The sequence below is a fragment of the Citrobacter sp. R-1.5.2 genome, from assembly GCF_035064245.1.
Taxonomy (GTDB): Bacteria; Pseudomonadota; Gammaproteobacteria; order Enterobacterales; family Enterobacteriaceae; genus Citrobacter.
This window is the reverse complement of record NZ_JASEYC010000001.1, coordinates 383,820-396,573: the sequence shown is the minus strand read 5'-3', so window position 1 is coordinate 396,573 and position 12,754 is coordinate 383,820. Positions and strand designations below refer to the sequence as shown.

Sequence of the window (12,754 nt, the reverse complement as noted above, 5' to 3'; positions counted from 1 at the left end):
CGCCATCAGGCATTGCCGGATGCAGCACGCGTGCCTTATCCGGCCTACGAATACACTACACGCTCGCCTCATCTGCTGGCGGGCTTTTTTTTGCCGGACGTTTACGCGGCACACTCTTTTTCTTCTCACTACCGCCAGGTGCAGCAATCCCACGGAACCGGCGAACGGGTGTACTACGAGCCTGGTCGATTAACTGATACAGCGTTCCGACTAACGGCTGCATAAAGTCCTGATAACGACACTGTTTTTCACTAATTTGGGTCAGAATCGACTCCCAGTGCGCGGTCATATCCGGGCGTGTCGCCATTTCAGGCAGCGAGTGGAACAGCGCTTTTCCGGCATCGGTCGAATGGATATAGCGCCCTTTTTTCACCAGGAATCCGCGTTTAAACAGTAATTCGATAATCCCGGCTCGTGTTGCTTCTGTCCCCAGTCCGTCCGTCGCGCGGAGGATCTTTTTCAGATCTTTATCCTGCACAAAACGCGCGATCCCGGTCATTGCCGATAACAACGTCGCATCGGTAAAGTGACGTGGCGGCTGGGTCTGGCGTTCAACCACTTCGCCTTTTTCACACAGCAACGCATCGTCTTTTGCCACCACTGGCAGCGGTGTACCGTCGTTATCTTCATCGCGCTCTTTGTTACCGAGCAGCGTACGCCATCCGGCCTCGGCCAGGAAACGCGCCTTGGCAACAAACTTACCTTTGGCGATATCCAGTTCAATGACGCACTTACGAAAAACAGCATCCGCGCAAAACTGCATCAGATACTGACGCGCAATCAGGTTGTAAATCTTCGACTCATTGTCATTGAGGTTGATGGATGAGCTGCGCGCTGTCGGAATAATAGCGTGGTGCGCATCCACCTTTTTATCGTCCCAACAACGATTTCGCGTATCGGGATTCACAGCAGGCTGCGGCAACAGATCCGGGGCATGAACGCTAATCGCGTTCAACACCGCGTGACGTCCGGCAAAGTGTTCCTCCGGTAGATAGCGACTGTCCGAACGCGGATAGGTAATCAGCTTGTGGGTTTCGTACAGTTTCTGGCAGATATCCAGAACGTTTTGCGCACTTAAACCGAAGCGTTTCGCGGCTTCAATCTGCAGCGCCGACAGCGAAAACGGCAGCGGCGCGGATTCTGATTCCCGTTTATCATTATAACTGGTGACTATCGCCGGCTGACCGTTGATGCGCTTCACCACATGCTCAGCCAGCGTGCGATGCAGTAAACGCCCTTCTTCGTCCTGATAAGGTTCACAGGCCTCGCTGGGTTGCCAGATGGCGGTAAAACGCTCATCGGCGGGTGTCACGATATGCGCTTTCACCTCAAAAAAATCTTTAGCGACAAAGTTCTCGATCTCTTCATCGCGACGTACAACCAGCCCAAGCACCGGTGTCTGTACACGGCCAACAGAAAGAACGCCCTGGTACCCTGCGTTGCGCCCGAGAATAGTGTAAGCACGCGTCATATTGATGCCGTACAGCCAGTCCGCGCGTGCGCGTGCCAGTGCCGACACGCACAGTGGGATGAAATCGCTGTTTGCACGTAGACGCTCTATCGCCCGCTCCACTGCCTGTGGGTTGAGGTCGTTAATCAGGCAGCGTTGCACCTGCTGGCGTTTTTCGGGGGCAAGCTGCAGGTAATCCAGCACCTCGTCCACCAGCAGTTGTCCTTCACGATCGGGGTCTCCGGCGTGAATAACTTCGCTGGCTTCATGTAAAAAGCGTTTAATGACGTTGAGTTGTTTGGTCACAGAGGGACGCGGCTGTAGTTGCCACTTTTCCGGAACAATCGGCAGATCGGCCAGGCTCCAGCGAGCATAACGACTGTCATAGGCGTCTGGCTGTGCCTGTTCAAGCAGGTGACCGATACACCAGGTCACCACTTGCCCATTTCCGCATTCAATGAAACCGTCACCTTTACGATGTGGCTTGGGTAGCACATCGGCGATGGCGCGCGCCAGACTCGGTTTTTCGGCAATAAACAACCGCATCGGGTTAACGAATCTCAACCATGGCGCGACCGCCGCGGGCTTCCACTAGCTCACCGATAGCCGTGAGATCGATACCAAACTGCGCCGCTGCGGCTTTGACCTCAGCTTCAGATTCCGGTGTTACCGCCAGCAGTAAGCCGCCGGAAGTTTGCGGATCGCACAGCAGATCGCGTACCGATTGCGGCATTTCCCCCATCAGGTGTCCATAGCTCGCGTAGTTACGCTGCGTACCGCCCGGCACTGCGCCCTGTGCGATGTATTCTTCAACACCGGGAAGCTTAGGAATGTCCTGGTAGACGATCTGCGCCTGAACGCCGGCCCCCTGGCACATCTCGCTCAAATGACCCAGCAGACCAAAACCGGTTACATCGGTCATGGCTTTCACACCGTCGATATCGGCAAATGCCGCACCGGCAATGTTCATACGGCACATCACTTCTGTCGCCAGTCCGACGTGTTCCGGTTTCAGCAGCGATTTCTTCTCTGCGGTGGTCAGTACACCAATACCCAGTGGTTTGGTGAGGAACAGCTTACATCCAGCCTCAGCGGTGCTGTTTTTCTTCACACGTTCGGTTGGCACAATACCCGTCACAGCGAGTCCAAAGATTGGTTCAGGGGCATCAATAGAGTGTCCACCCGCCAGTGCAATCCCCGCCTGACGACAGGCAAAACGCCCGCCTTCGGTCACTTCGCGGGCTATTTCCGGTGCCAGCTTATCAAGAGGCCAGCCCAGAATAGCGATTGCCATAATCGGTTTGCCGCCCATTGCAAAAATGTCGCTGATAGCGTTGGTCGCAGCAATGCGGCCAAAATCAAACGGATTATCGACAATCGGCATAAAGAAATCGGTGGTACTGATAACGCTGGTGCCGTTACCCAGATCGTACACCGCCGCGTCATCGCGGGTTTCATTACCCACGAGTAAATTCGGATCAACAAACTTCGCCTGCTCGCTGTGCAGGATGGTTTCCAACACTTTCGGGGAAATTTTACAACCGCAACCGGCTCCGTGGCTGTATTGTGTTAAACGAATAGCGTTCTCGCTCATGGACATCTCCTGTCATTGCAATGCGGATATGGTAGCGCTCATTCCATGATGTGGTAAGAGTGACTGTCTGAATTAGGGTGTCTTTGCTCATAATCCAGACAGTTTTGCCGTTGATGTCAGAAATAACGGACGAATGAGGTCGGATCGGCAAGATTAATCGAGGTGGAGGCTTTTAGCTGCGGCGTTCCCAGATAGAGAAAACCGACGATTTTATCCTGTGGACGACAATCAAACGCTTCGCGGACTACCGTACTTTCCGTTAAGGCTCCGCTGCGCCAGATCCCGCCAAACCCTTGCGCAATCGCCGCCATTTGCATCGCCATTACCGCACAGCCCGCAGACATTTCTTGTTCCCACATCGGGACCTTGTCGCTTTCTTCACATTTCGCCACCACAGCGATAATCAGCGGCGCGCGAAACGGTGCTGTACGGGCTTTTTCCTGTGCTTTTTCATCACTTCCGGCAGCAATCGCACCTTTTTCAAGCACGGCACTAAAACGTTCGCGCCCTTCGCCTTCAATCACAAAAAATTGCCACGGTTGTAGCGATTTGTGGTCTGGCGCACGCATACCGGCGCGCAGGATATTTTGCAGTTGCTCTCCCACCGGGGCCGGTTCGACAAGACGAGAAGCGCTACGACGGGTCATAAGTAATTCGAGTGCATCCATTTGCTTAACTCCAACAATGATATTTGTTCACAAAATTAACACGCGGGCGGATTTTGTTACAGCACAGGTGGTGATTCCTGCTGACAAGTGCCTGTCGGGTCATTACGATAGCCACATCTTAACGCCTTTCTCGTGGCTCACGGGGGCGTGTTGTTAATCGATAGGGAGAATACATGCGAACCCTGTGGCGATTTATTGCCGGATTTTTTAAATGGACATGGCGATTACTCAATTTCGTCCGTGAATTTGTGCTTAACCTGTTCTTTATCTTTTTAGTACTGGTGGGTGTTGGGATCTGGATGCAGGTCAGTAGCAGCAACACCAGCGAACATGCTGAACGTGGCGCACTGCTGCTGGATATCTCGGGGGTAATTGTTGATAAACCTTCAAGCACCAGTCGGTTAAGTGTCATCGGTCGTCAGCTGTTTGGCGCAAGTTCCGATCGTCTACAGGAAAACTCCCTGTTCGATATCGTGAATACCATTCGACAGGCCAAAGATGACCGCAACATTACCGGCATCGTGATGGACTTGAAAAACTTCGCCGGTGCCGACCAACCGTCGATGCAATATATCGGTAAAGCGCTACGCGAGTTCCGCGACAGCGGTAAGCCTGTCTTTGCTGTAGGCGATAACTTCAGCCAGGGGCAGTATTACCTGGCAAGTTTTGCCAACAAAATTTGGCTATCTCCGCAGGGTTCCGTTGATCTGCACGGCTTTGCCACCAACGGTCTGTACTACAAATCCCTGCTGGATAAGCTGAAGGTCTCAACGCACGTATTCCGCGTGGGCACCTATAAATCCGCCGTCGAGCCGTTTATCCGTGATGATATGTCACCTGCCGCGCGTGAAGCTGACAGCCGCTGGATTGGCGAGCTGTGGCAGAACTATCTCGATACGGTCGCCGCTAACCGACAAATCCCGGCGCAACAGGTATTCCCTGGCGCGCAAGCGATGCTGGACGGCCTGACGAAAGTCGACGGTGATACGGCGAAATATGCTCTCGATAACAAATTGGTGGATGCTCTTGCCTCCAGCGCTGAAGTCGAAAAGTTACTGACCAAACAGTTTGGCTGGAGCAAAGCGGATAAAAACTACCGCTCTGTCAGCTACTACGATTACACGCTGAAAACACCTGCTGATACCGGGGACAGCATCGGCGTCGTCTTCGCCAACGGTGCCATTATGGACGGAGAGGAAACGCCAGGGAATGTGGGTGGCGATACGACCGCCGCACAGATCCGTGAAGCACGCCTCGATCCGAAAGTGAAGGCCATTGTCCTGCGCGTGAATAGCCCTGGCGGTAGCGTCAGCGCCTCGGAAGTGATCCGTTCTGAGCTGGCAGCGGCAAAAGCGGCGGGCAAACCGGTTGTCGTTTCCATGGGCGGCATGGCGGCGTCCGGGGGGTACTGGATCTCCACGCCTGCAAGCTACATCGTGGCAAACCCCAGCACCCTGACCGGCTCCATCGGCATCTTTGGTGTTATCAATACCGTAGAAAACAGTCTGGATTCAATTGGCGTACATACTGACGGTGTTGCAACGTCCCCACTGGCGGATATCTCCATCACCAAAGCGTTACCGCCGGAAGTACAGCAAATGATGCAGTTAAGCATCGAGAACGGCTATAAGCGCTTTATCACGCTGGTTGCGGATGCGCGTAAGACGACACCGGAGCAGATTGATAAAATTGCTCAGGGTCATGTCTGGACCGGTCAGGATGCGAAAGCAAACGGACTGGTAGACAGCCTGGGCGATTTCGATGATGCCGTCGCGAAAGCTGCAGAGCTGGCAAAACTGAAACAATGGCACATTGAGTATTATCAGGACGAGCCTACCTTCGTGGATATGGTCATGGACAGTATGTCAGGTTCGGTGCGCGCCATGCTGCCAGAAGCCCTTCAGGCAATGCTCCCGGCACCGCTGGCTTCTGCTGCCAGCGCGGTAAAAGCTGAAGGAGATAAACTGGCTGCGTTTAACGATCCGCAAAACCGTTATGCGTTCTGCCTGACCTGCGCCAACGTCCGTTAAGTCGCTATTGCCGGACAGGACGCTAATGCGTCTTATCCGGCCTACGTATATCGCGCAACTTTTAGGCCGGATAAGGCATAGCAGCCATCCGGCTATATTAATATCCTGACTCCTTAAGAAAATCGTCATGCAAAAGAAATCGATTTACGTTGCCTATACCGGCGGTACCATAGGTATGCAGCGCTCTGAACAGGGTTACATTCCGGTTTCGGGTCATCTGCAGCGCCAACTGGCATTGATGCCTGAATTCCACCGCCCTGAGATGCCAGACTTCACCATCCATGAATACGTCCCACTGATGGATTCCTCCGATATGACGCCGGAAGACTGGCAACATATTGCCGAAGACATCAAAGCCCACTATGACGATTACGATGGTTTTGTCATTCTGCACGGTACTGACACTATGGCGTTTACCGCGTCGGCGCTCTCTTTTATGCTGGAAAACCTGGGTAAACCGGTCATTGTGACAGGGTCACAAATTCCACTAGCAGAACTACGCTCGGACGGACAAATCAATTTGCTGAATGCATTGTACGTTGCGGCAAATTACCCGATTAATGAAGTCACCCTGTTTTTCAACAATCGCCTGTTTCGTGGTAACCGTACAACCAAAGCACATGCTGACGGTTTTGACGCCTTCGCCTCACCGAACCTTGCTCCACTATTGGAAGCAGGAATCCACATCCGCCGGCTGGGGACACCACCCGCACCGCATGGTGTGGGCTCACTGATTGTTCACCCCATCACCCCGCAGCCGATCGGCGTGGTCACGATTTACCCAGGGATCTCTGCTGACGTGGTGCGAAATTTCCTGCGCCAGCCCGTGAAAGCGTTAATTCTTCGATCCTACGGTGTCGGTAATGCACCACAAAACAAAGAGTTTTTGAAAGAGCTTGAAGATGCCAGTTCGCGTGGCATTGTGGTGGTGAATCTCACCCAATGCATGTCCGGCAAGGTCAATATGGGCGGTTACGCGACGGGTAATGCGCTGGCGCACGCGGGAGTCATTGGCGGCGCGGACATGACCGTCGAAGCTACGCTTACCAAGCTGCATTATTTGCTGAGCCAGAACCTGGATACCCAGGCAATTCGCGAAGCGATGACGCAAAATTTGCGTGGTGAGCTCACACCGGACGAGTAAAGGAGTCTATGACGATGGCCCGAGCCTTATTGCTGGTCGATTTACAGAATGATTTTTGTGCCGGTGGCGCACTTGCCGTCCCGCAAGGCGACAGCACAATCGATATTGCCAACCGTCTGATTGACTGGTGCGCCGTACGCGGTGACACCGTCGTTGCCAGTCTGGACTGGCACCCGGCGAATCACGGTAGCTTCGCCAGCCAGCATCAGGTTGCGCCTTACAGTCAGGGACAACTGGACGGGCTGCCGCAGACGTTCTGGCCCGATCACTGTGTGCAAAATAGCGAAGGTGCTGCCCTGCATCCGCTGTTGAACCAGCGTGCGATTTCTCAAACCTTCACCAAGGGTGAAAATCCACTGGTCGACAGTTACAGCGCCTTTTTTGATAACGGCCGTCGTCAGGCAACTGCGCTTAATGCATGGCTGCTGGAAAATCGCATGGTTGAACTGATCATCATGGGTCTGGCAACCGACTATTGCGTAAAATTTACCGTGCTGGATGCGCTCGATCTTGGCTATACCGTCAGCGTTATTACTGATGGTTGCCGTGGGGTTAATATTCAGCCAGAAGACAGCGCGCACGCCTTTATGGAAATGGCTGCGGCCGGAGCAACGCTGTACACGCTGGCTGACTGGGAAGAAACGCAACGCTAACCTTTTGCCTGATGGCGTACTGTCAGGCAAAACTCACCCCAGGCTCGATATCTGCTCCAGCGAAACCCTGCGGGTTTCAATACCAAAACAAAACAGGATCAGTGAGCACACCACCAGCATAGCGCCGAGCACAATAAACACGGTGACCGCGCCATACTGAGTGAGTAATACAGCAACCCCGTACGGTGTAAATACAGCGACAATTCTCCCCACGGCATTCACAAAACCGGAACCTCGCAATCGAAGATGGGTTGGCCAAAGTTCCGGGACATAAACCGCAGAAGCAAAACAGACATACATATACAAAAAAAAGATCATCACCAGGCCATAGCATAAAATCGCCCATTCCTGTGTTTGAATCGAATAAAAATATCCCAGGATAGCAATAATAATCAGCAGCGTTGAGCCAAATAACCGTCGTGGGAAGCGGTCAATAATTAATGCGGCAATATAAATGCCTACCGGTGCCCCAATCATAATAATCGAGGTCATGAAAATAGATTTCGTCACATCAAAACCGGTGTTAACGAAAATTGTCGGGATCCAGACGGTAATAGTATACAGCGAGATGTTCATCGCGATCAGTACTGTGATCGCCACCAGCGTCCGGCGTAACATTTGCCCCTTGAATAACAACCAAAACGAATCATTTACCGTGCTTAACCCCGTTTTTTCTCGAGGATTTGGACATGGCGGCAAGATGATCTTTTTTTCTTTCTCGACCTGTTGTTCTACATCCAGGATATGCTTTTCCGCCTTTTCTTGCAGACCTTTGCCTGCCAGCCACCGGGGAGACTCAATAAGGTATTTTCCTGACAGATACCAGGCCAACAGCATTCCCACACCACCAAGAAAAAACATCACTCGCCAGCTGAAACAGGCGATGACGACAACACCGACAGCCGCAGACAGCATGGGTGACCAGTTGCCGACAAAAGACAAACGAGCAGACCATTTACCGCGTACCACCGGGGGAATAAACTCAGTAAAGGAGGCATAACCCACCATAATCAGCGCCCCCATTCCTACCCCCATAAGCCCACGGAAGAAGATTAACCAATACATATTGGGAACAAAAGAGGCGGCAGTTGCAGAAATACCGACTATCAGCAAATTCATCCGAAACGCTTGCCGCCGCCCAAGATAATCGCCGATAAACCCACCGCTCAATGAGCCAATAAAATAACCAAACATTAGCGCTGAAGTAAATGCCGCATTAAGGTAGTTATTCGACCAGCCATTACTAACCAGTTTAGCTAATACCACATTACCGGAATAACTCAGAAAGCCCGTCAGCAACAAACCAAAGCTGATAATACCAAAAATACGAAAGTGAAACTTTGAAAAAGGTAAGCGATCCAGCCTTGCGCCGATATGTTCATATTGTTCCATCTGGGTGCCTCAAATGCAGCAAAATATAATAAACTTGTTATGGCAATAGGCGACAGTGTAAATCTGTCGCATTTACCATCATCATTTTTATTTGGCATTAACCGGATGCAATCTAAAAAATATCGACTACTTAGCCCTGCATTAGTACACAAGCTGGATATTATTTTTCTTGCAAAATTCAACCCACTCAGCACCCGGTGCTTTATCTGTTATAATGTAATTAATATGGCTAAGATCCACTAACTGGACAAATGCTTTACGATCAAACTTTGAGTGATCGACTAACAGAGCGACCTCTGCCGCCTGACGAATCATTGTTTTTTTGATCTCAGCTTCTGCTTCGTTTGAATCAAGCGCACCGCTTGTAATGTCCAGCCCTTTGCAGCTCATCACCATGATATCAACGTGATAGCGGCTGATAATCTCTTTGGTGATACGGCCCTGAAGTGACAGTGTATTCTTATTTAACTCTCCCCCAGTCGAAACCACATTAATCTCAGATTGCGCTAATTCATGAAACGCTTCCGCTGAGTTCGTCAGCAACGTCAGATCGTTTCTTTCCTTCAATAGCTTTAATAATTCCATCGCAGTACTGCTGGAGTCGGCAGCCATCGTGGTCTTATTTTTAATAAACGGTAACGCATTACGGGCAATGATCTGCTTCTCTTCGAAGAAAGATTTTGCACGCTTATAAAAATGAATATTGTCGGACAACGCGGTAGTATTGAGCACTGCACCGCCATATGTTCGGGTCAGAAAACCTTCATCTTCCAGTTTTTCAAGATCGCGGCGAATCGTTTCCTCAGTTACCTGAAAGATTGAACTTAAATTAGATACCGCCACTTTCTTATCATTAGCCACCATTTGCTTAATGGCCTGAATCCTGTCTTTTGCCGCCACGATGACACCTCTGTTTCCTGCAAAGTAATAATAAGACCCTAGTATCTCACAGGCTATGTTTATTTTCAAAAGAACATGTCTGAATCACAGATTTCAATACTCTTTTACACAGAAACAGAGGTCAATCCTATCTGCTGGCTTATTTGCTATCCAACGCCTCTGCCATTTGCCTCATCAATAATGAATCATCATCTGTCAGAGGAATGGTCAACGCCTCGACATTCTCGCGAACCTGTTCAGGCGCGGTTGCGCCGCTCAGTAAGGTAATTAAATCGCTTTGCTTTAAAATCCATGCCAAGGCCAGCGCGGGGATTGTGCAGCGGTATTTCTCGCACAGTGGCTGCCATTGCTCAAGCATGTCAATCACCCGCAGCATATTGTCCCGTTGGAACCAGACTTTGTTGGCCCGCGCACCGCTAGGGACATAATCTCGATCAATAGTCCCGGTCAGGAGTCCCTGCTCGAGTGGGGAATAAACCTGCACAACAATGCCATTCTGCTGGCATAACGGCAGCAGTTCAGTTTCCAGCGCGCGATCAAGAATGCTGTACTTGGCCTGCACGATATCCAGCTCGCCATACTTGAGGTACTCCCTGACATGCCCGGCATCCACGTTGGCGGCGCCGATAGACCGAATTTTCCCTTCTTTCTTTAGGGTGTTTAGCGTATTAACGGTTTCCGCTATCGGCGTAAAACAGGGTTCAACCGACTGCCAGTGGGTCATATAGATATCAATACTGTCGATACCCAATCTTTGCAGGCTGGCATCAACCTCTTCGCGAATAGACTCAGGCGAGAGGTTTTTATACAGCTGGCGATCACCTACTTTGTTAAACAGGCTGCCTGTTCGCTCCCATACGATGCCGCATTTGGTTTCAACCACGATCTCGCTGCGCGGCAGCTTTTTCAGCGCCTGCCCGACAATCACTTCGCTATTACCGAAGTTGTACCCCGGAGCGGTATCAATCAGATTAATGCCGCAACGGTGTGCTTCAAGAATGGTGTCGATACAAACCTGCAAATCAAGATCGCCATTCCATGCCGGACCGCCGCCGATGGCCCAGGTGCCCAGCCCCATACGGGAGAGCGTAATATCCGTAATGCCTAAAGGAATCATTTTCATCTGCCGCTATTACCCTTCATATTCGTCGAGAAGTTGTTCAACCAGCTTTCTGTTCTTCACGCCCGTCGTGGCGCCCACGCTGAGGACCGATATTGCTGCCGTTGCATTAGCAAATAACGCACACTCGCGCAGCGGTTTGCCTTCAAGCAGCGCGGAGATAAACCCCGAGGCGAAATTGTCTCCCGCGCCGATGGTGTCGATGGCGGTAATTCCTGACACCGCCGGGACCTCCATTTTCATATCGACACTTTTGATAAAACAGCCTCTCTTGCCGGTCTTAATGACTACCGTTTTCACGCCGCAGCCCAGAAAACTATCGGCTATTTCATCCAGCGTCTCTTTCCCGGTGAGCAGTTTTGCCTCCTCAAAATTGGGAAACAGATAATCCACGTAGCTCAGCGCTTCACGGATATCGTCCAGCGTTTCATTCAGCCGCGGTTTAATCATATCCGCGCAGATAATGAGCTTATGCGCTTTCGCCTGCGTGAAAATGGCCGTTAACGCCTGACCATCAAGCAGCGGACTGTTAAAAATACTCGCCAGCGACAGCAGCTTTGCCTGCGAGAAACGGTCAAAATCAACATCGTTAATATTCAGTTTCCACAGGCTGCCGTTGCGGTTGGTGACAAAGGTGCGCTCACCATCGGCGGTGACTAAACCCACGTTAATAGAAGTATCAATATCCGCATCCTGTTTCAGGCTCTGAATATCAATATTCTCCCGACGACAATGGTCGACAATAAAATGTCCCGCAGCATCGTCACCGACCCGGCTTATTAATGCAGTACGATGTCCGAGACGAGAAATAATCGTCGCTTCATTAATCGCATCGCCTCCCGTCGTCATCGCAATACGTTCTAAAGGATAAGAATCTACATCAAAGATATTTTTACTTACTGGCTGCAAGGGAATATCAACAATAGCCGCCCCGATACAAATAACCTCGATATTATCCATATTGTCATTCCGCTTTACCGTCAGAACCAAACAGTTTAATTTTCTCCAGCGCGCGCTCTTTTACCGCTTTGCGAACTTCACGCTCAACGTGCAGGAACGGCTGATTCTGGTTCTCCTGCACCGCCGCCATTGCCGCCTGGCACAGTTCGGTATGAATATTGATTTTCGAAATACCTAATGAAATGGCCTTTTTGATATCCGCATCGCTAATGCCGGACGCGCCGTGCAGCACCAGCGGAACGGATACCGCCTCGCGCACGCGTTTGACCACGTCGAAATTCAGTTTCGGCTCTGAAGTATAGACACCGTGCTGGTTACCAATCGCTACCGCCAGAGAATCGCAGCCGGTACGCTCGACAAATTCCGCCGCCTGGCTCGGGTCGGTATAGTGGTAGCCCGCCAGCGCTTCTTCATAAACCGTTTCATTCCCCACGTGGCCCAGCTCCGCCTCGACCGGAATACCCAACGGATGGAAGAAATCCACTGCCTCTTTAGTCAGGCGAATATTCTCTTCGAAATCAAAGGCGGAGGCATCGCGCATCAGCGAATTCATGCCGTGGGTCCAGGCGTTATGGATAATTTCCATGCTGCGCCCGTGGTCCCAATGGGTAATAACCGGCACCGAGGCTTTTTTCGCCATCGAAACCATCATATGCGAAAAATCTTCAAACGAGGTATTACCGACAAAACCGGTGCCGAAGGAGATAATCACCGGCGATTTAGATTCTTCCGCCGCATCGATCACCCCCATTAACATTTCCGCATTCCACACGTTAAAGTGGGCAATCGCATAATGTTTATTCTGGGCATCATTTTCCCAATATTTAATATCTGCCAGCATAG

11 protein-coding genes are annotated in these 12,754 nt (G+C 51.2%); 3 read left to right on the top strand and 8 right to left on the bottom strand.

Going from position 1 to position 12,754, the window contains the following annotated elements; translation table 11 throughout:
• Positions 1–55: 55 nt before the first annotated feature.
• The 3 genes from QMN38_RS01895 to QMN38_RS01885 all read right to left on the bottom strand — a co-directional run bounded on the left by QMN38_RS01895 (position 56) and on the right by QMN38_RS01885 (position 3,712).
• Positions 56–1,996 carry a DNA topoisomerase III gene (locus QMN38_RS01895; RefSeq protein WP_323604370.1) on the bottom strand — a complete coding sequence of 647 codons (1,941 nt, stop codon included), beginning with the start codon at positions 1,994–1,996 and terminating at the stop codon, positions 56–58.
• A gap of 4 nt (positions 1,997–2,000) precedes the next feature.
• On the bottom strand, positions 2,001–3,044 hold the full coding sequence (gene selD, locus QMN38_RS01890) for a selenide, water dikinase SelD (protein ID WP_271449111.1): 1,044 nt from the start codon (positions 3,042–3,044) through the stop codon (positions 2,001–2,003).
• A 116-nt stretch (positions 3,045–3,160) separates the two neighbouring features.
• On the bottom strand, positions 3,161–3,712 hold the full coding sequence (locus tag QMN38_RS01885) for an NAD(P)H nitroreductase (protein ID WP_271449112.1): 552 nt from the start codon (positions 3,710–3,712) through the stop codon (positions 3,161–3,163).
• A 173-nt stretch (positions 3,713–3,885) separates the two neighbouring features.
• Here QMN38_RS01885 and sppA point away from each other — a divergent pair, with 173 nt between their 5' ends.
• The 3 genes from sppA to pncA all read left to right on the top strand — a co-directional run bounded on the left by sppA (position 3,886) and on the right by pncA (position 7,539).
• Positions 3,886–5,742, top strand: a complete 1,857-nt coding sequence (gene sppA, locus QMN38_RS01880; RefSeq protein ID WP_271441144.1) for a signal peptide peptidase SppA — start codon at positions 3,886–3,888, stop codon at positions 5,740–5,742.
• Between the two features lie 127 nt (positions 5,743–5,869).
• Positions 5,870–6,886, top strand: coding sequence for an asparaginase (ansA, locus tag QMN38_RS01875; RefSeq protein ID WP_202038841.1), 1,017 nt, complete (start codon positions 5,870–5,872; stop codon positions 6,884–6,886).
• 14 nt (positions 6,887–6,900) lie between these two features.
• A complete protein-coding gene (gene pncA, locus QMN38_RS01870; protein WP_271457190.1) occupies positions 6,901–7,539 on the top strand; it encodes a bifunctional nicotinamidase/pyrazinamidase in 639 nt (212 codons plus the stop codon).
• Between the two features lie 33 nt (positions 7,540–7,572).
• Here the strand turns inward: pncA and QMN38_RS01865 are convergent, their stop codons facing one another.
• The 5 genes from QMN38_RS01865 to QMN38_RS01845 form a co-directional block, all read right to left on the bottom strand.
• Positions 7,573–8,931: an MFS transporter gene (locus tag QMN38_RS01865; protein ID WP_323604369.1), complete on the bottom strand. Its 1,359-nt coding sequence runs from the start codon at positions 8,929–8,931 to the stop codon at positions 7,573–7,575.
• A 141-nt stretch (positions 8,932–9,072) separates the two neighbouring features.
• Complete coding sequence (locus QMN38_RS01860; RefSeq protein ID WP_137383429.1) at positions 9,073–9,831, bottom strand: DeoR/GlpR family DNA-binding transcription regulator; 759 nt, start codon at positions 9,829–9,831, stop codon at positions 9,073–9,075.
• A gap of 139 nt (positions 9,832–9,970) precedes the next feature.
• Positions 9,971–10,954: an NADH-dependent methylglyoxal reductase gene (gene ydjG, locus QMN38_RS01855; protein WP_323604368.1), complete on the bottom strand. Its 984-nt coding sequence runs from the start codon at positions 10,952–10,954 to the stop codon at positions 9,971–9,973.
• 9 nt (positions 10,955–10,963) lie between these two features.
• Positions 10,964–11,911 carry a carbohydrate kinase family protein gene (locus tag QMN38_RS01850; RefSeq protein WP_271449115.1) on the bottom strand — a complete coding sequence of 316 codons (948 nt, stop codon included), beginning with the start codon at positions 11,909–11,911 and terminating at the stop codon, positions 10,964–10,966.
• Positions 11,912–11,915: 4 nt separating this feature from the next.
• Positions 11,916–12,752 (bottom strand): ketose-bisphosphate aldolase, encoded by an 837-nt coding sequence (locus tag QMN38_RS01845; RefSeq protein ID WP_079938513.1) that lies wholly within the window; start codon positions 12,750–12,752, stop codon positions 11,916–11,918.
• Positions 12,753–12,754 lie beyond the last annotated feature (2 nt).

What these genes read in the sequence shown, in the direction of transcription:
- selD (WP_271449111.1), bottom strand. Translation starts at nt 3,044, where the DNA reads ATGAGCGAGAACGCTATTCGTTTAACACAATACAGCCACGGAGCCGGT.
- QMN38_RS01885 (WP_271449112.1), bottom strand. Translation starts at nt 3,712, where the DNA reads ATGGATGCACTCGAATTACTTATGACCCGTCGTAGCGCTTCTCGTCTT.
- QMN38_RS01895 (WP_323604370.1), bottom strand. Translation starts at nt 1,996, where the DNA reads ATGCGGTTGTTTATTGCCGAAAAACCGAGTCTGGCGCGCGCCATCGCC.
- QMN38_RS01845 (WP_079938513.1), bottom strand. Translation starts at nt 12,752, where the DNA reads ATGCTGGCAGATATTAAATATTGGGAAAATGATGCCCAGAATAAACAT.
- sppA (WP_271441144.1), top strand. Translation starts at nt 3,886, where the DNA reads ATGCGAACCCTGTGGCGATTTATTGCCGGATTTTTTAAATGGACATGG.
- ydjG (WP_323604368.1), bottom strand. Translation starts at nt 10,954, where the DNA reads ATGAAAATGATTCCTTTAGGCATTACGGATATTACGCTCTCCCGTATG.
- QMN38_RS01865 (WP_323604369.1), bottom strand. Translation starts at nt 8,931, where the DNA reads ATGGAACAATATGAACATATCGGCGCAAGGCTGGATCGCTTACCTTTT.
- QMN38_RS01850 (WP_271449115.1), bottom strand. Translation starts at nt 11,911, where the DNA reads ATGGATAATATCGAGGTTATTTGTATCGGGGCGGCTATTGTTGATATT.
- pncA (WP_271457190.1), top strand. Translation starts at nt 6,901, where the DNA reads ATGGCCCGAGCCTTATTGCTGGTCGATTTACAGAATGATTTTTGTGCC.
- ansA (WP_202038841.1), top strand. Translation starts at nt 5,870, where the DNA reads ATGCAAAAGAAATCGATTTACGTTGCCTATACCGGCGGTACCATAGGT.